Source organism: Dinoroseobacter sp. S124A (genome assembly GCF_049801015.1).
In the GTDB taxonomy this organism is placed as follows: Bacteria; Pseudomonadota; Alphaproteobacteria; order Rhodobacterales; family Rhodobacteraceae; genus Dinoroseobacter.
Genome location: NZ_JBNAGD010000003.1, coordinates 315,385 through 338,723 on the forward strand (window position 1 = coordinate 315,385; position 23,339 = coordinate 338,723).

19 protein-coding genes and 1 tRNA gene are annotated in these 23,339 nt (G+C 64.7%); 5 read left to right on the forward strand and 15 right to left on the reverse strand.

Annotated features, from left to right (window positions below; all coding sequences use genetic code 11):
- Positions 1–337 precede the first annotated feature (337 nt).
- The 5 genes from ACP15I_RS09295 to ACP15I_RS09315 all read right to left on the reverse strand — a co-directional run bounded on the left by ACP15I_RS09295 (position 338) and on the right by ACP15I_RS09315 (position 4,747).
- On the reverse strand, positions 338–961 hold the full coding sequence (locus ACP15I_RS09295; protein WP_424974849.1) for a queuosine precursor transporter: 624 nt from the start codon (positions 959–961) through the stop codon (positions 338–340).
- Between the two features lie 92 nt (positions 962–1,053).
- Entirely contained in the window at positions 1,054–1,935 is an 882-nt protein-coding gene (locus ACP15I_RS09300) for an esterase-like activity of phytase family protein (RefSeq protein WP_424974850.1), read from the reverse strand.
- On the reverse strand, positions 1,908–2,822 hold the full coding sequence (mepA, locus tag ACP15I_RS09305; protein ID WP_424974851.1) for a penicillin-insensitive murein endopeptidase: 915 nt from the start codon (positions 2,820–2,822) through the stop codon (positions 1,908–1,910). The genes ACP15I_RS09300 and mepA overlap by 28 nt, the downstream gene beginning before the upstream one ends.
- Complete coding sequence (locus ACP15I_RS09310) at positions 2,819–4,150, reverse strand: MFS transporter (RefSeq protein WP_424974852.1); 1,332 nt, start codon at positions 4,148–4,150, stop codon at positions 2,819–2,821. The genes mepA and ACP15I_RS09310 overlap by 4 nt, the downstream gene beginning before the upstream one ends.
- A 60-nt stretch (positions 4,151–4,210) precedes the next feature.
- Entirely contained in the window at positions 4,211–4,747 is a 537-nt protein-coding gene (locus tag ACP15I_RS09315) for an acyl-CoA thioesterase (RefSeq protein ID WP_424974853.1), read from the reverse strand.
- Positions 4,748–4,871: 124 nt separating this feature from the next.
- Between ACP15I_RS09315 and ACP15I_RS09320 the strand changes: the two genes are divergently transcribed.
- From ACP15I_RS09320 to yaaA, 3 genes are all read left to right on the forward strand, one after another.
- Positions 4,872–5,159: a YggT family protein gene (locus ACP15I_RS09320; protein WP_424966335.1), complete on the forward strand. Its 288-nt coding sequence runs from the start codon at positions 4,872–4,874 to the stop codon at positions 5,157–5,159.
- A gap of 76 nt (positions 5,160–5,235) precedes the next feature.
- Positions 5,236–7,275 carry a DNA helicase RecQ gene (recQ, locus tag ACP15I_RS09325; RefSeq protein ID WP_424974854.1) on the forward strand — a complete coding sequence of 680 codons (2,040 nt, stop codon included), beginning with the start codon at positions 5,236–5,238 and terminating at the stop codon, positions 7,273–7,275.
- Between the two features lie 59 nt (positions 7,276–7,334).
- A complete protein-coding gene (gene yaaA / locus ACP15I_RS09330) occupies positions 7,335–8,141 on the forward strand; it encodes a peroxide stress protein YaaA (protein WP_424974855.1) in 807 nt (268 codons plus the stop codon).
- A 3-nt stretch (positions 8,142–8,144) separates the two neighbouring features.
- Here yaaA and ACP15I_RS09335 read toward each other — a convergent pair whose 3' ends face one another.
- From ACP15I_RS09335 to ACP15I_RS09350, 4 genes are all read right to left on the reverse strand, one after another.
- On the reverse strand, positions 8,145–10,721 hold the full coding sequence (locus tag ACP15I_RS09335; RefSeq protein ID WP_424974856.1) for a response regulator: 2,577 nt from the start codon (positions 10,719–10,721) through the stop codon (positions 8,145–8,147).
- An 88-nt stretch (positions 10,722–10,809) separates the two neighbouring features.
- Positions 10,810–11,994: an acetyl-CoA C-acyltransferase family protein gene (locus ACP15I_RS09340; RefSeq protein ID WP_424974857.1), complete on the reverse strand. Its 1,185-nt coding sequence runs from the start codon at positions 11,992–11,994 to the stop codon at positions 10,810–10,812.
- 92 nt (positions 11,995–12,086) lie between these two features.
- Entirely contained in the window at positions 12,087–12,524 is a 438-nt protein-coding gene (locus tag ACP15I_RS09345) for a MarR family winged helix-turn-helix transcriptional regulator (RefSeq protein ID WP_424974858.1), read from the reverse strand.
- A 26-nt stretch (positions 12,525–12,550) separates the two neighbouring features.
- A tRNA-Arg gene (locus ACP15I_RS09350) sits at positions 12,551–12,627 on the reverse strand.
- Between the two features lie 305 nt (positions 12,628–12,932).
- Between ACP15I_RS09350 and ACP15I_RS09355 the strand changes: the two genes are divergently transcribed.
- Positions 12,933–14,093 carry an amidohydrolase family protein gene (locus ACP15I_RS09355; RefSeq protein WP_424974859.1) on the forward strand — a complete coding sequence of 387 codons (1,161 nt, stop codon included), beginning with the start codon at positions 12,933–12,935 and terminating at the stop codon, positions 14,091–14,093.
- Positions 14,094–14,096: 3 nt separating this feature from the next.
- On the opposite strand, the gene ACP15I_RS09360 is transcribed toward ACP15I_RS09355, so the two are convergent.
- The 6 genes from ACP15I_RS09360 to ACP15I_RS09385 form a co-directional block, all read right to left on the reverse strand.
- On the reverse strand, positions 14,097–15,329 hold the full coding sequence (locus tag ACP15I_RS09360) for a CaiB/BaiF CoA transferase family protein (protein ID WP_424974860.1): 1,233 nt from the start codon (positions 15,327–15,329) through the stop codon (positions 14,097–14,099).
- On the reverse strand, positions 15,326–16,099 hold the full coding sequence (locus ACP15I_RS09365) for an enoyl-CoA hydratase/isomerase family protein (protein ID WP_424974861.1): 774 nt from the start codon (positions 16,097–16,099) through the stop codon (positions 15,326–15,328). Before ACP15I_RS09365 ends, ACP15I_RS09360 begins: the two co-directional genes overlap by 4 nt.
- Positions 16,096–17,376 carry a TRAP transporter large permease gene (locus tag ACP15I_RS09370; RefSeq protein ID WP_424966344.1) on the reverse strand — a complete coding sequence of 427 codons (1,281 nt, stop codon included), beginning with the start codon at positions 17,374–17,376 and terminating at the stop codon, positions 16,096–16,098. Before ACP15I_RS09370 ends, ACP15I_RS09365 begins: the two co-directional genes overlap by 4 nt.
- Positions 17,376–17,918: a TRAP transporter small permease gene (locus ACP15I_RS09375; RefSeq protein ID WP_424974862.1), complete on the reverse strand. Its 543-nt coding sequence runs from the start codon at positions 17,916–17,918 to the stop codon at positions 17,376–17,378. The genes ACP15I_RS09370 and ACP15I_RS09375 overlap by 1 nt, the downstream gene beginning before the upstream one ends.
- Before the next feature lie 126 nt (positions 17,919–18,044).
- Positions 18,045–19,025, reverse strand: coding sequence for a TRAP transporter substrate-binding protein (locus ACP15I_RS09380; protein WP_424974863.1), 981 nt, complete (start codon positions 19,023–19,025; stop codon positions 18,045–18,047).
- Positions 19,026–19,064: 39 nt separating this feature from the next.
- The gene (locus ACP15I_RS09385; RefSeq protein WP_424974864.1) at positions 19,065–20,252 is read right to left on the reverse strand and encodes a pyridoxal-phosphate-dependent aminotransferase family protein; all 1,188 of its coding nucleotides are present in this window, start codon (positions 20,250–20,252) and stop codon (positions 19,065–19,067) included.
- Between the two features lie 165 nt (positions 20,253–20,417).
- On the opposite strand from ACP15I_RS09385, the gene ACP15I_RS09390 reads away from it, so the two are divergent.
- Positions 20,418–23,339 (forward strand): FAD-binding and (Fe-S)-binding domain-containing protein, encoded by a 2,922-nt coding sequence (locus ACP15I_RS09390; RefSeq protein WP_424974865.1) that lies wholly within the window; start codon positions 20,418–20,420, stop codon positions 23,337–23,339.

Genomic DNA, 23,339 nt, shown 5'->3' on the forward strand with positions numbered 1-23,339 from the left:
CACAAGCGCGCCGGTCCAAGCGAGAGGTTTCCCGGCCTCTGGGCGGGCAGGCCGCAGGGTCCTCTGTCGGGGTGGCGGGATCTCGCCGCCAGAACAACGAAAGGGCCGCCCGGTTCGGGGCGGCCCAGCCGAAAGTTTCGGAGGTGGGGTCGGTTAGATGCGTTGCAATGCAACCGATCCGCTGGAGCGGTCTTCACCGCCAAGGGCTGCCTCAGAAGCGCGCCACTCCAGTTGTCCCGACACCTCTCTCCAATACCTTTTTAGACACTGGATCACCTCCTTTCGATTATTGAACCTAGGGAGATGCTGCCACAGATTTTGTGTTTGTCAAAACCTTTTATGCTAGGTTTGGGCGGACCTGCCGCAAAATCAGGCGGAAGGGGATGAGAGCGAGCAAAGCGAGGCTCAGCTTGACCATCCAGTCCGCCACGGCGAGCGAAACCCAGAGCGGCACGACCGGTCCGACACCCAGAAGGGGCAGCGCTTCGGCGGCCCAGGAGACATCGTTTCCAGGCTCGATCATGGTCAGGCTGGCCGAGAAGGCGATGGTGAAGAAGATCGCCGTGTCCAGCGATGACCCCACAAGCGTCGAAGCCAGCGGCGCGCGCCACCACGCACCCGAGCGCAGCTTGTCGAACACGGCGATATCCACCAGCTGAGCGGTCAGGAAGGCAAGGCCCGAACCGATCGCGATCCGCAGGGTGACGAGCGGGCCGAACTCCCCATGGATCTGGCTGCCGATGAGCGAGCAGAGAACGCCCACGGCGAATCCGATCACCACCACCCGGCGCGCGGCGGCGCTGCCATAGATGCGGTTCATCAGGTCGGTGACGAGAAAGGCGAGGGGATAGGTGAACGCGCCCCAAGTCAGCCATTGGCCGAACAGGAATTGCACGAGGACATTGGAGGCGACGACAATGGCCGCCATGGCAAGGATGCCGGGCAGGTGGATGCGGGTCATGTATGTGGTCCGTTTTTACAAGGTCGCGGAGACTTGGCGCCGCTGGAGCGCAGAGGCGGCCCGCATAACGCCTTGGCGCGCCCATCGCAAGTCTAGTCCAGCCGGTATTCCACGATCTGGTTGCGCAGGAAGAGGTTGAAATTGTCATCCGCGACCATGGTCAGGCGCAGCCGACCCTCCGGATCGCGCCAGACCGCGAGCCCTTCGAGGTTCTCATGGGTGCCGGTCCGGGTCTCCAGCAGGGTTTCTTCGCGGGTCACCCGCCCCTCGAGGGCGATCTCGAACCGCCGGACCCGGGTCGAGAAGAACACCCCGCGCAAGGCCCGTTCGAGCAGGTAAAGATGCCCGTCCGGGCCGAAATCCAGCCCGACGACGAGGTAATCCCCCCGCCGGGGCAGGGCAAAGGGCGTGTCCCAGCGCTGTCCATCGAAACGGTAGACGGGGAACGGGCGGTCGAGCTGGCCGGAGCGTTCCGGCACGGTATAGACCCAGCCGCGTGCATCCGTGGCCAGCGCCTCGAGGCTGGAATTGCGCTGCAACCGGTCGAAGATCGCCGGGCGCGGCAGGCGGGCGAGATGCCGACCCTCGGCAGAGAACCGCTCGATCCGCGCGAAGCCTTCGTAGGATACGAGCAGATCGCCCTCCGGGGTCACCGCGCTGCCCTCGGCATCCTGCAACTCGGGGCGCACAGGGGCGTCATCCCCTGTGTCGAGGGGCATCACCGTGGTGAGGGTCACCTCGCGCAGATCGCCATTCGGCGCGCGCAGCATGTCTCCGCGGACGAAGAGCCCCCGATCGCCAATGGCGTGAAAGCTGCGCCCATCGGCGCTGAGCGAGAGGGCCGACAGCCCGCCGAAGTCCGGATCCACATGGGTCAGCGTGAGCGCACCCGTCAGCTCTGCCGCTCCGGCCTCGAGCGCGAGGCAGGTGGCGAGCGCATGCGCGATCAGCGCGAGACGAGCACTTGCTGACATTGCTGCGGCAGATCGGCCATGACGTAGTCGCGGGCGTTGCGCCTCTTGGGGGCGGGTTTGGCAGGCTTGGCCGGTTTCGCGGTCTTCTTCGGCGGGGCGAGCGCATCGGTCACCCACCAATTCAGGCTCGCATCACAGCCGGTGCCTCCCTTTGACAGCTCGCGCACGCTGGGCGTCTGGGTCTTGCAGCCCCTCGCGCCGGATGGGCATTTGAGCCGCACATGGAAGTGATAGTGATGCCCCCAGAGCGGGCGGATCTTCTGCAACCACTTCTTGTTGCCCTTGGCGGCGTTGCACATGGCGATTTTCGCCGGGGCGGTGACAAAGATCCGGTCCACGGCGGGGTCCTTGGCCGCGGCCTTGAGGATGGCCATATGCTGCGCCGTCCAGTTGCCATTGACCGAGCGCTGATCCTTGGACCGCACGGAGATCGAGCTGATCTTCTCGCGCTCGGCCCGGCTCAGGTTCAGCCGCTTGGGCGGCAGCATCCAGATGTCGATATCGAGCCCCATCTGGTGGCTTTGATGCCCCGAGGTCATCGGCCCGCCGCGGGGCTGGCTGATATCGCCGATATAGAGCCCCTTCCAGCCGGGCTGCCGGGCGGCGAACTTGCTGAGCCGTTCGACGAAGTCGATGGCATCCGGGTGGCCCCAGTTGCGGTTTCGGCTCAGGCGCATGGCCTGCCATGTGGGGCCGGTCTCGCGCAGTTGCATGCCGCCCGCGAGGCAGCCCTTGGCATAGGTTCCGAAGGCCGCCGGGGCCTGTAGCGACCCGCTGGGCTTGGCCCCGAAAAGGGCATTGGCCTTTTGCTGGGCGAGGCTTGGGGTGCTCAGGCCGGGCAGGGCCAGTGCCGCACAGAGGAGAAGTCGGGATACTACGCGGATCATGGTCTGCTCATCTCAGGGTCCGGATGCACGAACCTTAGCAGAAGCAGGCCACAGAGGAAGAGAAGGATGAGCGGAATGAGCCCCGCGCTCTGGGTGCCGCTGAGATCGGTGGCGATGGCGATGGTCAGGGGGGCGAGGAACGATGTCGCCTTGCCCGCCAGCGCATAGAGCCCGAAGGCTTCGGTCATCCGGTCGGGGTTGGCCTGCCGGACCATCATGGTCCGGCTCGCCGCCTGTACGGTGCCCCCCGCCGCGCCGATCAGCGCGCCGCAGATATAGAACAGGATATCCGGCAGGGCCGAGTCCGGGGCGACGGGCATGCCGAACACCGCCTCACGCGAGACCGACACGATGGTCACGCCCACCAGCGACAGGATGACAATCGACAGCACAATCACCGGTTTCGGGCCAAAGGCCTTGTCCGCGAACCCGCCCAGATAGGCAAAGATCGCCCCGGTGATCGCCGCCATGATCCCGAAGACGCCGATATCGATCACGCTCCAGCCCAGCACGCCGAGGGCGTAGATCCCCCCGAAGGTGTACATCCCGTTCAGCGCGTCGCGATAGAGCATCGAAGAGGCGAGATAGGCGCTCAGGCTCGGTTGCGACGGCAGGCTGCGCAGGGTCGCGCCAAGGTCGCGCAAGCCCTTGAGAAGACTGGTCCGACCTCGTGTCTTTGCCGGGGTTTCCCGTACCCAGAGAAAGAAGGGGATCATGAAGACGACAAACCAGAGGGCGGTGAAGGGGCCGACGCTGCGCGTGCCCTCGCGGGTGTCCGGGTCGAGACCGAGTGCTGGGGGCTGGCCCAGCAGGGTCACGCCCGCCTCGTTCTCTGCCAGAAAGAGCAACATGATCAGCAGCGCGACCACCCCGCCCGCATAGCCCACGGCCCAGCCGGTGCCCGAGATGCGACCGATCTCGGCCGGTGGGCCCAGATCCGGCAGCATGGCATTGGTGAAAATCGTCGCGAACTCCATCCCGATCAGGCCGAGCCCGAAGGCGATCAGCACGACCCAGACAAGGTCCGTCCCCGGTGCCGCCAGCCAGAGCGTGCTCGCCCCGGCCACATACAGCAGCGAAAACCCGATGATCCAGGGCATCCGCCGCCCGGCCTGATCCGCCAGAGACCCCAGGATCGGGGCCAGCACTGCGATGCTGAGCCCGGACAGGGTCAGCGCATAACCCCAGAGCGCCTGTGCCTCGACCGGATCGCCAACCACGGTCGCGAAATACGGTCCGAACACAAATGTCAGGAGCAGCGTGTTATAGGGCTGGCTGGCCCAATCGAACATCATCCAACCGCGGATGCGTTTGCGTTCCGGTGTCATGGGGCCCTCCGACTTCGCGCCGATTAGGTCAGGGGGGCGGGCGAAGGGCAAGGCCCTTTGTCAGGCGCCAAGTTCCGGTGGCCAGGGACGCTCCGCCTCGGCGGTGATCCAGCTCTGGACCCAGTCGGGCAGGGTAATCGGCGGGTGGTCGGGCGCGAGCTCGGCCAGCAGTCGATCGGGGGCGACGATCCCATCCGGGTCCGTGACGGCGGATCGGAACACGGCCTGACTGGTCACGGTGCCGCGCACCATCATGATCTGCTCGATATAGACGAAGCGATTGTCCCAGCCGATGGTCCGTGTCCGCATCTCGATCCGGTCAAACATCCGCACCCGGCGGCGATAGCGTACGACCGACCCGGCAATGGTCAGCCCCCAGCGTTTCCGCCTGAGCAGCGCGATCAGGCCCACCCGCTGGGCCATGGGGATCCGCCCCATATCGAACAGGGTGAGGGTGCGGCCATTGTTCAGCTCCATCCACAGGTCGATGTCCCAGGGCCAGCAGAGATGGTGGCTGATATGGATATCGGTTGGGCTCAGCGGCGGCATCCGCCGGGCGAGAAAGAGCTGATAGAACAGGCGCAGGAAGGGATACATCGGAGAACTCCTTTGCGCCGGAGGATGGTCCACTTGACGTCCGCGTCAACCATGACCCGACGTCCATGCCTTGCGTTGGCCGCGCCCGGCGCATAGGTCTTGGAAAACCAGCGCGGAGACCCCCATGCAGTCGCTCTTTCAGATCCTGATGCTGATCCTTGATATCGTATGGTTCATCATCATCGTCCACATCATCATGAGCTGGCTCATCAACTTCCAGGTGCTCAACCTGCGCCAGCAACTCGTGGCGCAGATCTGGTACGGGCTCGAGCGGTTGCTCGACCCGATCTACAGCCGGGTGCGGGCGGTTTTGCCGAATATGGGTGGGCTGGATCTGGCGCCGCTCGTGGTGCTGATCGGGGTCTATGCCCTTCGGATCATCCTGACCAACAACATCGCGGCGTTTTACTGAGATATAGCGGTCACGCCGCCTTGCCCCACGACAGGGAGTGTGGGATGCTCTGAAAAAAGAGCAGCCATTTCCGATTATGCCCGCAGCCGACGCCCTTCTGTCGTCCGTTTTTGGATTCTCCCAGTTCCGCCCGGGTCAGGCCGAGGTGGTCGATGCCGTCTGTGCGGGCGAGGACGTGCTCGCCATCATGCCCACGGGCGGTGGCAAATCCCTGTGTTTCCAATTGCCCGCGCTGGCGCGGCCCGGCCTCACCGTGGTGATCTCGCCGCTGATCGCTTTGATGCGGGATCAGGTGCGGGGATTGCGCGAGGCCGGGGTCTCGGCTGGGGCGCTGACCTCTGGCAACACGCCCGAGGAAACGGACGCGGTCTTTGATGCGATTGAAGAGGGCGCGCTCAAGATCCTCTACATGGCTCCGGAACGGTTGGCGCATACGGGCACGCAGCGGCTGTTGTCGCGGGCCGGGGTCGGATTGATCGCCGTGGACGAGGCCCATTGCGTCAGCCAATGGGGCCATGATTTCCGACCCGATTACCTGCGGATTGGTGAGCTGCGCCGCGCGCTCGATGTGCCGGTCGCGGCCTTCACGGCGACGGCGGATGCGGAAACCCGTGACGAGATCATCACGCGGCTCTTTCCGGGCGCGCCGCCGCGTGTCTTCTTGCGCGGTTTCGACCGGCCCAACATCCATTTGGCCTTCGCCCCCAAGGACGGTCCGCGCCGCCAGATCCTGGATTTCGCCGCGGCGCGCAAAGGCCAGTCGGGCATCGTCTATTGCGGAACGCGCGCCAAGACCGAAGGGCTGGCGCAGGCGCTTCGCGAGGCCGGGCACGCGGCCTGCCATTACCATGGCGGGATGGAGGCCGAGGATCGCCGCCATGTGGAGACCCGATTCCAACAGGAAGACAGCCTGATCGTCGTGGCGACGGTCGCGTTCGGCATGGGCATCGACAAGCCGGATATCCGCTGGGTCGCCCATGCGGATCTGCCCAAGAGCATCGAGGCCTATTATCAGGAGATCGGGCGCGCGGGCCGCGATGGCGCCCCGGCGGAGACGCTCACTCTGTTTGGTCCCGATGACATTCGTCTGCGGCGCAGCCAGATCGATGAGGGGCTCGCACCGCCCGAACGCAAGAATGCCGATCACGGTCGGTTGAATTCCCTGCTGGGGCTGGCCGAAGCCTTGCGCTGTCGGCGGCAAAGCCTGCTGTCCTATTTCGGCGAAGAGAGTGGGCCCTGTGGCTCCTGCGATCTCTGCGACAGCCCGCCCGATGTGTTCGACGGCACCGAGGCGGTGCGCAAGGCGCTTTCGGCGGCGCTACGGACGGGCGAGAATTTCGGGGCCGGGCATCTGATCGACATTCTCGTGGGAAATGCCACGGACAAGGTGCGTCAGCGCGGGCACGAGGATCTGCCGACCTTCGGGGTCGGGCGTGATCTGGATAAACGGACCTGGCAGGGGGTGTTTCGGCAGATGATGGGGCATGATCTGGTGCGCCCAGATGTGGAACGACACGGCGCGCTCGTGATGACCCAGGCGGCCCGTCCGATCCTGCGCGGCGAGGCGGGGATCGAGCTGCGGCGCGACACGCTCCGCAAGGCGGCGCAGCGTCCGGCGGTCCGCGCGCTTGTTTCGGAAGAGGACGCGCCGATGTTGTCGGCACTCAAGGCCAAACGCCGTGCCTTGGCCGAGGCCGCCGGTGTGCCGGCCTATGTGATTTTCAATGACCGCAGCCTGATCGAGATGGCCGAGCGGCGGCCCGACAGCCTCGACGCCTTTGCGCGGATCAGCGGTGTCGGGGCGAAGAAGCTCGAGCGGTATGGCGCGGCCTTTCTCGAGGTGATTTCCGGAGAGGCCACCGCGCCCGTCTCGCCTGCGCGGCGCAAGTTGGCAGGGCGCTCGGCGGGCGAGACCTATGACAAACTGCTCGAAGCTCAGGCGGATCTGATCCGGGGGCCGATGGGGACCGAGAAACCGTTGACCTGTTCCGCTGCGGTGCTCTCGCGCGTGGCGGAAACCCGGCCCTCGGACACGGACGGCCTGACCCAGCTTCTCGGGGATCGCCGGGCGGAGCGGTTCGGCGAGGCCTTCCTCGAAGTGCTGCGCGACACCTGATGCTGGACGGCGCGGCGGCGCTGCCTAGATGTCCCTAAACCCGAGACGGAGTGGATCCCATGCTGACTGTCATCTCCCCTGCGAAGCGTCTGGACTGGACCGTGCCGGTGCCAGCCGAGGCGACATTGCCTGACTTTCAAGACAGCGCTGTGGAGCTGGCGGCGGTCGCGCGCAAGCTCAAGCTGGCTGAGTTGCAGAAACTCATGGGGCTGTCCGAGGATCTGGCGCGGCTGAACACCGAACGCTTTGCAGCTTTCGAGGCCGATGCGGACACGGACGCGGCCCGCCCGGCCGCCCTTGCCTTTGCCGGGGACACTTATGTCGGGCTCGAGGCGGGAACCCTGTCCGAGGATGAAATGCGCTATGCGCAGGACCATCTTCGCATCCTGTCGGGCCTTTACGGGATCCTGCGCCCGCTGGACCTGATCCAGGCTTACCGACTCGAGATGGGAAGTCGTCTGAAAACCGAGCGCGGAAAGAACCTCTATGACTGGTGGGGGGATCGGATCGCGCGGGCCTTGAACGAGGCTGCCGCCGCGACCGGAAGCCGGGCGATCGTCAACTGCGCCTCGCAAGAGTATTTCGGGGCGGTCGATCTCGAGGCGCTGACCGTGCCGGTTCTGACACCGGTCTTCCTTGAGGATCGGGACGGCGCGGCAAAAACCGTCAGTTTCTTTGCCAAGAAGGCGCGCGGCGCCATGGCGCGTTACGTAGTTCAGAACCGGGTGACAGAGACGGCCGGGCTACAGGATTTCGAGATCGGGGGCTATGCGTTTGATCCCGATCGAAGCACGGCGCAGAGCCCGGTTTTCGTGCGCCCCTATCCGGAGCCCGCGAAAAAGCCCAAATCCCGGCAGGCGGCCTGAGCGCTACCCCTCTAAATGCAGGGGCTGACAGCCTTCGGGCACCAGCTCTTCGATCCGGCCCATGATCTCGGCCTTCTTCAGCGGCTTGGTCAGGTAGTGATCCAGACCTGCGGCCAGAATGCGATCGGCATCGCCATCCATGGCGTGGGCCGTCAGGGCGGTAATCGGAACGCGTGGCGCCCCGGTTTCCTCCTCCAGCGCGCGGATCGTGCGCGTCGCCTCCATGCCATCCATTTTCGGCATTGAGATATCCATGAAGATCATGTCCGGGCGCGCGTCCTTGTAGGCCGCCACGGCCTCCTCGCCGTTATTCGCGAACCGCAGCTCGATATTCAGGGTCTTCACCATTTTGCGAAAGACCAGCTGGTTGGTCTTGTTGTCTTCCGCGGCAAGGATGCTGATCTTGCGGGTGGGCGTGGTTTCGGCGGCCGCAGGTTCCGGCGCGACGGGTGCGGCGGCCGGAGCAGGTTCTGCGACCGGCTCGGCTGCCGGGGCAAGCGTGACGACATTGGATTTCGGCGCTTCGGGGTCCGGTGCGGCTTGCGGTGCTGGGGAGGCTGCCGCCGCGGGGGCCGGTACAGGTTGCACAGGTGCGGGGGTCGCCGCCGCTTCGGCCTGTTGCGCGCGACGCCGGGCGGACATGAACGGCCCGGGTTCCACCACTTTCGCCGCTGGCTCCGGTCCCGGATCCGGCATACGCGCGGCGACTTCGGGAGGCGCGGTCTGCGCAGCAGGCTCCGGGGCTGCGACAGGGACCTCTGCAATCGCGGTGGGCGCGGCCTGTTCTGGGGCAGGGGGCGTTTCGACGGGCGGAAGCGCCTGTTCCGCAGCCGCGGAAGGCATCGCAGCGGGCGCGGCGCCCGCTGGCTTGGTCAGGGCGTTCAACGCGGCGTAGAGATCGGCGCGCATCACGGGTTTGCTCAGGGTGGCCTGGAACATGTCGCGATCATCGGAATTCAACTGGCCCATCATCGCCGAGCTCAGCAGGATCACCGGCGGGCCATCGGGCCGGTCGCGCAGCTTTCGGGCAAGATCGCTGCCGGAGAGCCCGGGCAAGACGAGATCGGTCAGCACCGCGTCGATATCCTGGTGACCATCGAGATACTCAAGCGCGTCTTCCACCGAATTGGCAACAGAGACCGAAACGCCGAGCGGGGCGAGCTGCCGCTCGAGGATCGAGCGGTTGATCTCGGTTTCATCCACGATCAACACGCGCCGCAGATCGGAGGTAATCGCGAGAGGCGGTTCACCGTCCTCCTCATTCAAGGGCAGAGTGATCCGGAAGGAGAAACAGGAGCCTTCGCCCAGCTCTGAATCGACCCAGATCTCGCCGCCCATCAGCTCGATTAGCTGCTTTGTAATGGCGAGACCGAGACCGGTGCCTTCGAAGGCACGATTGCGTTCGTCCTCGGCCTGATTGAACTCACCGAAGATGTGATCGATCATCTCGGGGGCGATACCGATGCCGGTGTCTTCGATGCTGATGATGATTTCTTGCGCGCCATCCTCGGGCGGCATCCCGATCACCCGCAACAGCACATGGCCCTCGAGCGTGAACTTGACCGCATTGCCCAGCAGGTTCGTCATCACCTGCCGCATCCGGCCCTGATCGCCGATGAACTTGCTCGGCAGGAAGATGTCATAGTCGAGCATCAGGTCGACATTCTTCTCCTGCGCGGTGGGCTTGGCGAGCATGACCACGTCATGCATCAGATGCTCCAGATCGATCGGACCCGGATGCAGCTGCAACTTCTCGGCCTCCATCTTGGAGTAGTCGAGCACGTCGTTGATGATCACCAGAAGGGCTTCGCCGGACTTCCGGATCGTCTCGACATAGAGCAGTTGCTCTTCATCAAGCGGGCTGTCGCAGAGAAGTTCAGCCATGCCGACCACGCCGTTCATCGGCGTGCGCAGCTCGTGGGTCATATTCGCGAGAAACGCGGATTTCGCGCGGTTCGCGGCCTCGGCCCGGGTCCGGGCGATCGTGAGATCCTTCTCGCGGCGGATCGTGTCGGTGATGTTCAAGCAGAGGCTGACGATATCGCCATCCTCGCCGCGCCGCTCGACCAGCTTGATGGAATACCCGTTCCAGAGCCGCACCACCGCGGGCTCGATCTGGGTGCCATTCCAACGCTCTTGCATCATCGCGCACCAGTCCGCCCGGCTCAGCCCCTCGGTGTCGATGATGCCCTCTTCGACGCAGAGTTTTAGCAGTTCGGTGTATTCCGCGCCAGGTGCGACCGACTCGATACCGTCGAAGATCGACATGTAGGCGGGGTTTGCGAGCACCAGCCGGCGCGAAGAATCAAACACCGCGAAGCCGTCTTCGATGGTCTCGAAAGAGGTCCAGAGACGTTGCTCGGCGCGCCGCAGATCCGAGCGGACCTGGAAATTCTCGTCCTTCAGTTCCTCGGCATGGTGGCGTTGTTCAACGATCTTGTCGGAGAGTGTAAAGGCATGTTTTGAAAGCTTTTCATTGGCAGCGAAGAGCTCTTCCTGTTTCTGTGCGAGCAGCCGCTCTGCGGTCAAACGCGCGCGGCGTTCAGCAGCGAGTTTGTGCTCGATCTCGGCGATTTGCATGCGCGGCGTCCTGCTTGGTCCCCTGGGCCGCGCAGCCTAATCTCCGCGCGGTCCCGGGTGACACTGGACGCAATTGGTGAATCTGAGCTTAAAGCGCCTCCAACGCCAGTGCGATACCTTGTCCGCCACCAATGCACATGGTCACCAGCGCGCGGGAGCCGCCGGTCCTTTCCAGCTCATAGAGCGCCTTGATGGCGAGGATCGCGCCGGTCGCCCCCACCGGATGGCCCAGGGCGATGGCCCCGCCATTGGGATTGACCTTGGCAGGATCGAGCCCGAGGCCCTTGTTCACTGCAAGCGCCTGGGCCGCGAAGGCCTCGTTGCTCTCGATCACGTCAAAATCGCCGACCTCCAATCCGGTTCGCGCCAGCAGCGCCTCGACCGCCGGAACGGGGCCGATCCCCATCACCTCGGGGCGCACGCCGGCATGGGCGTAGCCGAGCACCCGGGCGCGGGGTTTCAGCCCGGCAGCCTCGGCCGCCGCGCCCCGCGCGAGAACCAGAGCCGCCGCGCCGTCATTGATCCCCGAGGCATTGCCCGCCGTCACAGTGCCATCCTTCTGGAACACCGTGCGCAGGCCTGCCAGAGCCTCGGCCGAGGTCGGCTTGGGGTGCTCGTCGCGGATGAAATCCACCATCTCGCGTTTGACCTTCACCGGAACCGGGGTGATCTGGCTGTCGAAATACCCGGCCTCCTGCGCAGCGGCGGCGCGGGTCTGGCTTTGCAGGGCGAAGGCGTCCTGATCAGCGCGGGAAATCCCATGCTCGGCGGCGACATTCTCGGCGGTTACGCCCATATGGCCGGTCCCGAACGGGCAGTTCAACGCACCCAGCATCATGTCCTGGGACCTGGTATCGCCCATCTTCTGGCCCCAACGGGTCGCCGGGAGGATATAGGGCGAGCGGCTCATGCTCTCGGCACCTCCGGCCAGACCGAACTGGGCATCCCCCAGCATCAGAGCCTGGATCACCGAGACCAGCGCCTGTGCCCCCGAGCCGCAGAGACGGTTCACATTCATCGCCGGGGTGGTTTCGGGCACGCCCGCCTCCATCGCCGCCACACGCGAGAGGTACATGTCGCGCGGTTCGGTGTTGATCACATGACCATAGGCCACATGGCCGATCTGCGCGCCCTCGACACCGGAGCGCGCCAGCGCGGCCTTGGCCACGGTCGCCCCGAGCGTGATCGGTGGCACGGCAGCCAGGCTGCCTCCGAACGTACCGATGGCCGTGCGTGCGCCATCCAAAATGACGATATCCTGATCAGTGGACATGATGATCCTCCCCTCGCGCGAAACTGCGTGCGTCATTGGTGACAAGTCCGGTCAGGCGGATCAAGCCACGCCCCTGCGTCACACGGCGGGGATCAGCCCTCGCCGGGCTTGGCGAGCCGGGTCAATTGGCGCTGCAACGGAGCGGCATCGCGCCCAAGCTGGGCCAAAACCTCGGCCTGATAGGCATTCGCCAGTTCCGCCAGCTCGGTCATCATCGCGCGCCCCTTCTCGGTCAGGGTCAGATCCACGAGACGCTTGTCGGTCTCGGAGCGGAACTTCGTGAGATACCCCGCCGCCTCCAACCGGGCCGCGGCGCGGGACACCTTGGACTTGTCCATATCCACACGCTCGTGGATCTCGCGCACGCTTACGGTGCCGGATTGGCTGAGATGGGCCACGACGCGCCACTCGGCGACACTGATCCCGAAACGCTCGCGATACCGGCGGGCAAACTGGCGACTGAGCCGCCCTGCCACCACGTTGAACTGGTAGGGCAGAAAGCTGTCGAGGTTGAAATCGCTCTGTGTCAAAGGGCCTCCGTCACGGCGGCTGCGAATGGTGACCCCGGCAGGACTTGAACCTGCAACCTATCCCTTAGGAGGGGATTGCTCTATCCAGTTGAGCCACGGGGCCATACCCGTGTCATAGCGGTCAATCGGGCGAGGGGGCAAGAGCGCCGCGTACCCGGACCGTTGGCTTGCGCATCCGGCCATCCTCGTGCCGAGTTGCGGGTGCGCGAGGCGTTGATCGTTACTGTTCCGCCACCCGCCGGTTGGCGCGCCCATCGGGTGGGCCGGTCGCGGCCCTGCGGGAGAGTTTTGTCGCGGTCGCGCCGTTTTGCGACCCGTCGCGTGCCGATCTCCCGGCCCGGTCGCCGTCACGCAAGCGATACATGCCGCTGCTAGATCGGGCCTCGTATATGGGGTCCGAGCCGTGAGATGACTCAGTTTTTTCCTCCGATCCGTCTGGTTGGCGCCGAAGTGCTGCGGGACGGAGACATGCAAGCGCGATCCGTGGCGATTGAGGATGGCGTGATCTCGAAAGGGCCGCTGCCCGAGGTCGATCTGCGGGGCTATCTCGTCTTGCCGGGGATCATCGATCTGGCGGCGGGATCGGTGAGCCCAGGCGTGCCGGGGCCGGTGGATGCGCTGCGCGGGCTCGACCGGGCAGCAGCGCGCTGCGGTGTCACGACACTCTGGAGCGCTCGGGACTGGAGCTGGGCCACTGGTTGTGCTGCACCGTCCCTAGCGCAGGATGTTGCCAAGACCGTGGCCGCCCGGCGTGGGCAGACCGGCACCGATCTGCGCAGTCGTGTGATCTGCGAGGTGCATATGATGGATACGCGGGATCACCTCATCGAAACCCTGCGGTCAGCGGACGTGGATCAGGTGATCTTCACCGACCGGCTGACACCGCTTCTGTCTCAGGCGGAGCTCTACCGGGCAGAGATCTGCCGCCAGGCGGCCCTGGCGGGTGTGACCCCCGATCAGCATCTGCAGGATCTGCGCATGCTTGCCAAAAGAGCGCGGGAGGTGCCGCGCTTCTTGTGCCAACTGGCCGAAGCGTTTGACCGGCGCGGGGTGATTTATGGCTCGGAGGGTGATCCCGATGGCGAGACGCGTGAGATGTATTCGATGATCGGGGCCAAGCTCTGCCTCAAGCCGCGGGTGCGCGCGGCAGCGGCTTTGGCGCGGGCGGTGGGGGATCCGGTCGTGCTCGCCGCGCGGGATGTGGCGGCCAAGCCTGCCGGGGCGAGCGGGCTCTGTGCCATGACGGCGATCCGGGACGGGCACTGCACCGCGCTGGCCTCGGATGGTGCCTTTGATGCTCTGGCGCAGGCGGCATTCCATCTGGCCGAGCGGGGCGGGCTGGGCCTGCCGGAGGCGTGGAACCTCGTGTCCCGCAACCCGGCCGAGATCATGCGCCTGCCCGATCGCGGGGTGATCGACTATGGCCGCCGCGCGGATCTGGTGGTGGTGGATGCGGCAACCCGCCGGGTCGAGGCGACCATTGCAGCCGGCCGGTTGATCCATCTGACCGGAGAGGCGGCCAACCGGTTCCACGGCGCGCCCGCCGCGCTGGATCACGCGGCGGAATAGGGTTCAGGACGCGCGGGCGGTGGCGGATGGGGCGTCGGGTGTGATCACCGCGCCCGAGCGGATGAGCTGGTCGATCCGCTCGGCGCTGTAGTCGAGATCTTCGAGCACCGTGCGGCTGTGCTGCCCAAGGAGCGGCGCGGCCCCCTGCACCCCGCCGGGGGTCTCGGAAAACTTCACGGGCAGGCCGAGCGCTTGGACCGGACCGGCGACAGGATGATCCGTCTCGACGATCATTTCCCGCGCGCGGGCCTGCGGATCCGCATGCATCTCGGGAATGCTGAGCACGGGTCCTGCGGGCAGGCCCGCCGCCTCCATCCGTGTGAGCCAGTCCTCGGTGGTGCGCGTTTCGAAATGCGCCTCCAGCAAGGGTACGAGCTCGGCCAGGTTCACGCGCCGGTCGCGATTGGTGGCAAAGCGCGGGTCTTCGCGCAGCTCATCCGCCTCGATCACCTCCAGCAGCCGCAGCCAGTTCTTTTGGTTCGCCGCGCCGATATTGATCCAGCCATCGGCGGTATGAAACGCCTGATAGGGCGCGTTGATCGGATGGGCGGAGCCTTCGGGCTCGGGCGCGTGGCCCGTGGCAAAGGCAATGGCCGATTGCCAATAGGTCTGGGTGATGGCGGCCTCGAACAGGCTGGTGTCGACCTTCTGGCCCTGCCCGGTCTGGAGCGCATGGGAATAGGCCGCGTTCACGCCCATGGCGGCCACGATCCCGCTGGTGATGTCCGAGATCGGCGCGCCGGGCTTGACCGGGGGCCGCCCCGGCCCCTCGCCGGTGATCGACATGAGGCCCGACATCCCCTGCGCGATCAGGTCGAACCCGCCGCGATGGGCATAGGGCCCGGTGCGGCCAAAGCCCGAGATCTCGCAATAGATCAGCCTTGGGTTCTCGGCGCGCAGTTTCTCGTAGCCGAGCCCCAGCTTTTCCATCGTGCCCATGCGGTAGTTTTCGATCACCACATCCGCGTCGCGCAGCAGGGCGTGCAGGATGTCGACCGCCTCAGGATCCTTGAGGTTCAGGGATATCCCGCGCTTGCCCCGGTTCATCATCATATAAGCGGCGCTTTCGCCGTTGATATCCGGGGGCAGGAAGCGGCGGCTGTCATCGCCATCGGGCTTTTCGACCTTGATCACATCCGCGCCCATATCCGCCAGCATCATGCCGCAGACAGGGCCCGCCATGATATGGGCGAGCTCGATGACCTTCATGCCGACGAGGGGACCTTGGGCTGTCATGTGCCGCTCCAGTTCGGTTTGCGCTTGCCGAGGAAGGCCTCCATCCCCTCGCGGAAATCGGCGCTCATGTAGCAGAGCTCGATCAGGTCGTGATCGTCGACCTGTGTCGCCGCGCGGGTCCGGCGCATGGCTTCCTTGGTGGCGCGCAGGGTCAGCGGGGCCATGGCACCGATCTGGGCTGCGAGCTCTTCGGCGCGGTCGAGCAGGGCGGCCTCATCCGTCAGCACCTCGGACACGAGGCCCACGCATAAGGCGTCATCCGCCTCCATGAGGCGGGCGGTAAAGATCAACTCGCGGACACGGCCAGCGCCCATCAGTGACGACAATCGCGCAAGGTTCCCGGCGGCGAGGCAGTTGCCTAGGGTCCGCGCGATCGGAAAGCCGAATTTCAGCGTTTCACTGGCGATCCGCAGGTCACAGACCGCCGCGATGGAGGCTCCTCCGCCGGTGCAGGCGCCGTGAATGGCTGCGATGGTCGGCAAGGGGCAGGTCTCAATCGCGGTCAGAACGGCCTCGATCCGCGCCTCGTAGTCCAGCGCATCCTGTGCGGTCTCGAAGGCGCGGAACTGGGTCATGTCGGTGCCTGCGGCAAAGGCCTTGCCGCCATTGCCCTTGATGACAACCGCCCGCACCGACCCGTCGGTCGGCACGGACTGGCAGAGCTCGGCGAGCCCCTCATACATCCCGAAGGTCAGCGCGTTGCGGGCCTCCGGACGGTTGAACGACACCCAGAGGGTGCCGTTCTTGGCTTCTGTCAGAAGTTCGCTCATCCGTAGAAATACTCCACCAGGAACAGTGGGATGGACGGGATGTAGGTGCACATCAGCAGCACGGTCAGCAGCACCATGATGAACCAGATATTGACCTTGGACACTTCCCAGATATTGGCCCGGGCCACTGCACAGGCGGTGATCAGGACCGAAGCGACCGGGGGCGTCTGCTGCCCGATGGCGAGGTTCAGGGTCACGACCAGTCCGAAATGGATCGGGTTGATATCCGCCGCCACGATCAGCGGGATGACGATCGGCACCACGAGGATGATGGCCGCCGCCGAGTGCAGGAAGAAGCCGATGATCAGGAAGAAGAAGTTCAGGATCAGAAGGATCAGCCACTTGTTGTCGGTGACGTTGAGGATGCCCTGGGCAATGTCCTGCGGGACTTGTGCCCGGGTCAGGAACCCGCCCATCACGACCGAGGCCGCCACCAGCACCATGACCACGGCGGTCTGCATGCCCCCATCGAGCATCGCGCTCTTGAGACGGCGCAGATCCACCTGACGGTAGTAGAGGCTGACGATGATGGCCGCGAGAACGGCCAAACCGGCAGCCTCGGTTGCGGTCACGAAGCCGCCAAAGATACCGCCGAGGATGATGATCGGCAGGGCGAAGGTCGGCAGCGCGTCGACAAATGTCTCCCACAGCCTGCGACCCGAGAACGCCTCTTCGCGGGGCAGGTCGTAGCGGCGGGCAAAGACATAGGCCACGCCCATCAGCCCCGCAGCGCCCAGAAGACCGGGCACGATGCCAGCCACAAAGAGTTGTTCCACCGAGACATTGGCCGAGGTGGCATAGAGGATCATGGGGATCGAGGGTGGAATGATGATCGCCAGCGAGGCGGAGGAGGACGTGACCGCCGCCGACAGTGCCCCGGAATAGCCGCGCTTTTTCATCTGCGGGATCATGACAGAGCCCATCGCGGCCACATCGGCCACCGCCGAACCGGAGATCTCGGCAAAGAACAGCGATACACCGATATTCACATGGGCGAGACCGCCCCGCACGAACCCGATGATGGCCGCCACGAAGTTGATCAGCCGGTCCGTAATGCCGCCTGCATTCATGATCGCACCGGCCAGCACGAACATCGGAATGGCGATCAGCGAGAATTTGGTGGACCCGTTATACATGTCCAGCGCCACCGTCACGAGCGCGCCCGTGCCTTCGGTCACCAGAAGGCCGAGAATGGCGGACACGGCGAGCGCCACGGCGATGGGGATGTTCAGACAGATCATCGCCACCATCGCCACGAAAATACCAAGCATCAGCATCAGGCGTTCCCCGCTTTCTTCATCTCGGTTTCCACCTCTTCCTCGATCTCGGCATGCTCCAGCGAGATCCCGGCGGCGGTCTTGGCCCAGTACTCCGGCAGGCTCAGCGCCTGACAGATCAGGAAGAGAACCGCGCCGATGGGAATGACGGATTGGGTAAAGGTGATCGGAACCCAGGTGAGCGAGATCAGGTTCATGCCGGTCATCACCGTCAGAACCGTGAACCCGGCCCAGGCCAGCAGGAGGAAGAAGCCCGCGGTCACCGCCTCGGCAAAGGCCACGCCCCACATGCGCGCAGGCATCGGGATGGCGAGAAGCACGCTGTCAAACCCGATATGGCGACGGCGCAGCGCGGCCAGTGCGGCCCCGTAATAGGTGATCCATGCGAGCAGGATCGCAGCCACCTCGTCGTACCAGCTGAAGCTCGATCCGGCGAGCCTCCAGAGGACGGCGACAATGACGATGACGGTCAGGAACACCATCAGGAAGATGACGAACCATTCCAGAGCGGTCTCGAGGACCTTTCGGAACGTGGCGAGCATGGGCTATCCGTATCGTAGGGCAAAGCGCGCCCGGGGCACCAAAGATGGTGCCGGGCAAGCGGTTGATTTGTCGGAGAAACCGAAAGGGCGGGCCGCGCGAGGACGCGCCGCCCGCCTACGTTCGGATCAGGAGCCGTCGGCCAGGGACTGCACCGTGTCGATCATGGCGGATGCGCCCTCGACCTCGGCCGCGAAGGCGTCGTAGATCGGGGAGGACGCGGTCACGAAGGCCACCTTGTCCGCCTCGTTCACAGCGACACCGGCGTCCTTGATCACGCCCAGCAGCTCGGTCTCGAGATTGGCTGCGATCTCATAGACCGTGTCCTGAGTTTCGGTGCCGCAGGCCTCAAGCGCCGCGCGGACGTCCTCGGGCCATTTCTGCCACTGGTTCTCGGCAACGGTCACATAAGCCGGCGTATAGACATGGCCGGTGATGGACAGATAGCTTTGCACTTCCTGGAACTTGGCCGAGGCGATCTGGGCGTAGGGGTTCTCCTGCCCGTCGATGACCTTGGTCTGCAGGGCCGTGAACACCTCCGAGAAGGACATGGGCGTCGGGTTCGCGCCATACTCCTGGAACATCTTCACGCGCCATGCGCCGTTCGGCGTACGCAGTTTTACACCGGCCAGATCCTCGGGCGTGTTGATCGGGCGCACATTGTTGGTGATGTGCCGGAAGCCATTCTCGAAATAGCCGATGATCCGGTAGCCTTGGCTCAGCGCCGCCTCCTGGAAGGTGTCGCCCAGCTCGGCCTGCACGCGCTTCATGTGGTCGCGGTCACGGATGATATAGGGCATCTCGAAGATGCCGAACTCCGGCGCGATCGAGGACATCACGGACGAGGGCAGGGACAGGTGCACCTGGCCCAGCTTCAGCTTCTGCAGCATTTCCCGGTCATTGCCGAGCTGACTTGCGCCAAAGGTCTGGACCTCTGCCGCATCGCCCAGCTTGTCGTTGGCGCATTGGGCAAAAGCGTTCACGGATGCCTCGAACAGGGACCCGGGCGCGCCCACATGGCCGAAGCGCAGGGTCAGGTCCGCAGCGGATGCTGTCACCGGCAGCGAGACCGCGGCCACAGCACCCAGAAGAGCTGTCTTAAGTTTCATCAGATTTTCCTCCCTAAATTGTCTGATTGTCAGTTTGTCTTATTCTGCGGCGAGCGGCACCGCGTCATGGGTCTTGAGATGTTCCATGGCCGCCTGCACCCCTCCGGTGCTGTGCGGCACACCCGCCTTGGCGAGGCCCATCTCCACGCCCGAAAGGGTCGCAACGAGCATCAGATCGTTGAAATCGCCCAAATGCCCGATGCGGAACACTTTGTCGGCGACCTTGCTCAGGCCGTTGCCGAGCGAGATGTCGTAATGGGCCAGAGTTGTCGCGCGGAACGCATCTGCGGAATGCCCCTCGGGCATCAGAACCGCGGTGAGCACGCCACTCTCCTGCCCCTGCCGGGCGCAGAGAACCTCCAGCCCCCATGTCCGCACAGCCGCGCGGGTGGCCGCGCCGTGACGGCGATGACGCTCAAAGACATTCTCCAGCCCCTCCTCATGAAGCATGTCGATTGCTTCATTTAGGCCATAGAGCAGGTTTGTCCCGGGCGTGTAGGGGAAATAGCCGGTGTTGTTGGGGCCCAGCATATCCTGCCAATCCCAATAAGACCTTGTCATCGTGGCGCTTTTCGAGACTTCGAGGGCGCGGTCCGAAGCGGCGTTGAAGCTCAGCCCCGGCGGCAGCATCAGACCCTTCTGCGATCCGGAAACGCAGACATCCACGCCCCAGGCATCGAACTCGAAGGGCACAGACGCGAGACCCGAGATCGAATCGACCATCAGCAGCGCGGGGTGACCGGCCGCGTCGATGGCGGCGCGCACCTCGGCAATCGGTGAGACCGACCCGGTCGAGGTTTCGTTATGGACCACGCAAACCGCCTTGATCTCGTGGGCGGTATCGGCGCGCAGCCGATCCTCGATGGCTTGCGGGTCCGCGCCACCGCGCCAATCCCCCTCGATAAACTGCGGGTTCAGCCCGATCTTCTTGGCCATCTTCTGCCACAGCGTTGCGAAATGACCCGTTTCGTACATCAGCACGGTGTCGCCGGGTGACATGGTATTCACCAGCGCGGCTTCCCAGGCGCCGGTCCCGGAGGATGGGAAGATGAAGACGTTCTGCTGGGTCTGGAAGATGGATTTCATCCCCTCCAGCGCCTTTTGCCCAACCGCGGCGAAATCCGGGCCGCGATGGTCGATGGTCTGCATCGAAATCGCCCGCAAGATGCGGTCTGGTACCGCGCTCGGGCCTGGGATCTGCAGAAAATGGCGTCCGGCTTTACGCATTGGGTGGGTCCCCTCCACTGCTTGTTCTGGGCTGATGGCACGGACCCGGACGTCGGTCGGGTTTTTGTCGGGCGCACAGCCGGTTTTGTGTTGTGCATACACAATTATGAATTCATAATTCAGTCAACCCGGTTTTTTCCGGGATCGAAAAACAGGGAGAAGCAGATGGGGATGATGGAGAAGTCGCCCTTGGCGGCGCGTCTGCAAGGGCAGATCGAGGGAGACCTTCTGTTCGATGCCTTCTCGCGCGGACGCTACGCGACGGATGCCTCGATCTATCAGATGACCCCGCTGGGCGCGGTGGTGCCGCGTGGCCTGCAGGATATCGAAACGGCCCTCGGTGCGGCGCGCGAGTTGGGCGCCAGCGTTCTGCCGCGCGGCGGCGGGACCTCGCAATGCGGGCAGACGGTGAACACCGCGCTCGTGCTCGACAACACCAAATACTTCAACAAGATCATCGAACTGGATGTTGAGAACCGGCGCTGTGTGGTTCAGCCGGGCATCGTGCTGGACGAGTTGAACCGGGCGCTGAGGCCACATGGCCTCTGGTATCCGGTGGATGTCTCCACCGCGTCCCGCGCCACGATCGGCGGGATGGCGGCGAACAATTCCTGCGGTGGGCGGTCCCTGCGCTATGGCACGATGCGCGACAACGTCCTTTCGATCGAGGCGATTCTCGCGGATGGCACCCGGGCGCGGTTCGGGCCCGTGTCGCGCGGGGCTCCGTTTGGGAATGATGCGCTGTCCGCGTTGACCTCGGACATGCTCGCCCTCGGTGAGCGGGAGCAGGCCGAGATCGCAGCGCGTTTCCCGAACATCATCCGGCGAGTCGGCGGCTACAACATCGATGCCCTGACCCCGGATCACGCGCAGAACAACATGGCGCATTTGCTGGTCGGATCCGAAGGCACGCTGGGCTATTTCACCGAAATCGAGCTCAAGCTGTCTCCCTTGCAGACGACCAAGGTCACTGGCGCGTGCCACTTCCCGAGCTTTCACGCTGCGATGGATGCTGCGCAGCATTTGGTGCCCCTGAAACCGGCCGCCGTGGAGCTTGTGGATGACACCATGATCGCTCTGGCGCGGGACATTCCAATGTTTCGTCAGACAATCAGTCAATTTGTCGAGGGCGAACCAGCCGCATTGCTGCTCGTCGAGTTTGCCGAGGGATCGGACGCGGCGAATGCCGCCAAGCTCGAAGAATTGTCAGACAAAATGTCGGAGCTCGGCTTCGCCTTTGATCGCAGCGGCAAGAACTGGGGCGGCTCGGTCGCCGTCACGGACGCGAAACTGCAAAATGAGATCGGCGAGGTCCGCAAGTCCGGCCTGAACATCATGATGTCCATGAAATCCGAAGGCAAGCCGGTCTCCTTTGTTGAGGATTGCGCAGTCGAGTTGCCGGATCTGGCCGAGTACACCGCGGGCCTGACCGAGATCTTTGAAAAGAACGGCACCAAGGGCACATGGTACGCCCACGCCTCGGTCGGCTGCCTGCATGTCCGGCCCGTTCTGAACATGAAGCTCGATCAGGACGTCAAAACCATGCGCGCGATTGCCGAGGAATGCTTTGACCTCGTCGCCAAATACAAGGGCTCCCATTCGGGGGAGCATGGCGACGGTATCGTGCGGAGCGAATTCCATGAAAAGATGTTTGGCCCGCGCATGGTCGAAAGTTTCGGCGAGGTGAAGGACCGCTTCGATCCGACCGGATTCTTCAACCCGGGCAAGATCGTCCGCCCGCCCAAGATGGATGACCGGACCCTCTTTCGCTATGGGCCCGAATACGCGGTGAAGCCCATGAAGACCGCGCTCGACTGGTCCGCATGGCCCGGCGCGGGCGGCGGATTTCAAGGCGCGGTCGAGATGTGCAACAACAACGGCGCTTGCCGCAAGCTCAAGGGCGGGGTGATGTGCCCCTCCTACCGGGTGACGCGCAACGAGCGGGACGTGGTGCGCGGACGGGCGAACTCCCTGCGACTGGCCATTTCCGGTCAGCTCGGACCGGATGCCTTCGCGTCGGATGCCATGGCCGAGACCATGAAGCTCTGCGTTTCGTGCAAGGGGTGCAAACGGGAATGTCCCACGGGCGTGGACATGGCCAAGATGAAGATCGAGGTGCTGGCGGCCCGGGCGCAGAAACACGGGCTGAGCCTGCATGACAAGCTGGTGGGTTATATGCCCAAATACGCGCCCTTTGCGTCGAAACTGCCGTGGCTTGCCAATGCGCGCAACTGGTTGCCGGGGGTGGCGAAGCTGACCGAAGGGCTGACCGGCTTTGCCGCCGGGCGCGATCTGCCGCGCTGGTCGTCGCGGCCGTTCCGCGACGATGAGTTTCAGGATGCGAACCCGGATGTCGTGCTCTGGGCGGATATCTTCAACCGCTACTTCGAGCCGGAGAACCTGCGCGCGGCGGGTCGCGTGTTGCAGGCCGCGGGGCTCAAGGTTGCCGTGGCGCGCCCGGTCGACGGCAAAGGCGTGCTCGACTGTGGGCGGACCTATCTGGCCGTCGGCCTGGTGGAGGAGGCGCGCGCGTCGGCGCACCGCGCCCTCGACGCCCTGCGCCCCCATGCCGAAGCGGGCGTGCCCATTGTCGGGCTGGAGCCCTCGTCGCTTCTGACCTTGCGGGACGAGATCCCGGTGCTTGTTCCGGGCGATGCAGCCGAGGCCGTGGCGGCCAAGGCGCTGATGCTGGAAGAATACCTCGCGCAAGCCGGGATTGCCCTGCCGCTCAAGCCCTTGGGGCGGCCGATCCTGCTCCATGGTCATTGCCACCAGAAGGCCCATAACGTCATGGGGTCGGTGCAAAAGGTGCTGGCGCAGATCCCCGGGACCGAGGTCGAGATGGTCGAGACCAGTTGCTGCGGCATGGCCGGGGCTTTTGGATATGGCAAAGATACGGTAGAAACCTCGCTTAAAATGGCCGAGCTGGACCTGCTACCCGCGGTGCGGGCGGCCCCGGCAGATGCGATTGTCGTGGCGGATGGCACCTCCTGCCGCCACCAGATCAAGGACGGAGCCGCGCGCGAGGCAATCCACGTGGCGCGGGTGTTGGAAATGGCGCTGGATGGCGCCGGGACAGGAGCCTGA

Coding starts and splice junctions, on each gene's coding strand:
- ACP15I_RS09295 (WP_424974849.1), bottom strand. CDS start 961: ATGACCCGCATCCACCTGCCCGGCATCCTTGCCATGGCGGCCATTGTC.
- ACP15I_RS09300 (WP_424974850.1), bottom strand. CDS start 1,935: ATGTCAGCAAGTGCTCGTCTCGCGCTGATCGCGCATGCGCTCGCCACC.
- mepA (WP_424974851.1), bottom strand. CDS start 2,822: ATGATCCGCGTAGTATCCCGACTTCTCCTCTGTGCGGCACTGGCCCTG.
- ACP15I_RS09310 (WP_424974852.1), bottom strand. CDS start 4,150: ATGACACCGGAACGCAAACGCATCCGCGGTTGGATGATGTTCGATTGG.
- ACP15I_RS09315 (WP_424974853.1), bottom strand. CDS start 4,747: ATGTATCCCTTCCTGCGCCTGTTCTATCAGCTCTTTCTCGCCCGGCGG.
- ACP15I_RS09320 (WP_424966335.1), top strand. CDS start 4,872: ATGCAGTCGCTCTTTCAGATCCTGATGCTGATCCTTGATATCGTATGG.
- recQ (WP_424974854.1), top strand. CDS start 5,236: ATGCCCGCAGCCGACGCCCTTCTGTCGTCCGTTTTTGGATTCTCCCAG.
- yaaA (WP_424974855.1), top strand. CDS start 7,335: ATGCTGACTGTCATCTCCCCTGCGAAGCGTCTGGACTGGACCGTGCCG.
- ACP15I_RS09335 (WP_424974856.1), bottom strand. CDS start 10,721: ATGCAAATCGCCGAGATCGAGCACAAACTCGCTGCTGAACGCCGCGCG.
- ACP15I_RS09340 (WP_424974857.1), bottom strand. CDS start 11,994: ATGTCCACTGATCAGGATATCGTCATTTTGGATGGCGCACGCACGGCC.
- ACP15I_RS09355 (WP_424974859.1), top strand. CDS start 12,933: ATGACTCAGTTTTTTCCTCCGATCCGTCTGGTTGGCGCCGAAGTGCTG.
- ACP15I_RS09360 (WP_424974860.1), bottom strand. CDS start 15,329: ATGACAGCCCAAGGTCCCCTCGTCGGCATGAAGGTCATCGAGCTCGCC.
- ACP15I_RS09365 (WP_424974861.1), bottom strand. CDS start 16,099: ATGAGCGAACTTCTGACAGAAGCCAAGAACGGCACCCTCTGGGTGTCG.
- ACP15I_RS09370 (WP_424966344.1), bottom strand. CDS start 17,376: ATGCTGATGCTTGGTATTTTCGTGGCGATGGTGGCGATGATCTGTCTG.
- ACP15I_RS09375 (WP_424974862.1), bottom strand. CDS start 17,918: ATGCTCGCCACGTTCCGAAAGGTCCTCGAGACCGCTCTGGAATGGTTC.
- ACP15I_RS09380 (WP_424974863.1), bottom strand. CDS start 19,025: ATGAAACTTAAGACAGCTCTTCTGGGTGCTGTGGCCGCGGTCTCGCTG.
- ACP15I_RS09385 (WP_424974864.1), bottom strand. CDS start 20,252: ATGCGTAAAGCCGGACGCCATTTTCTGCAGATCCCAGGCCCGAGCGCG.
- ACP15I_RS09390 (WP_424974865.1), top strand. CDS start 20,418: ATGGGGATGATGGAGAAGTCGCCCTTGGCGGCGCGTCTGCAAGGGCAG.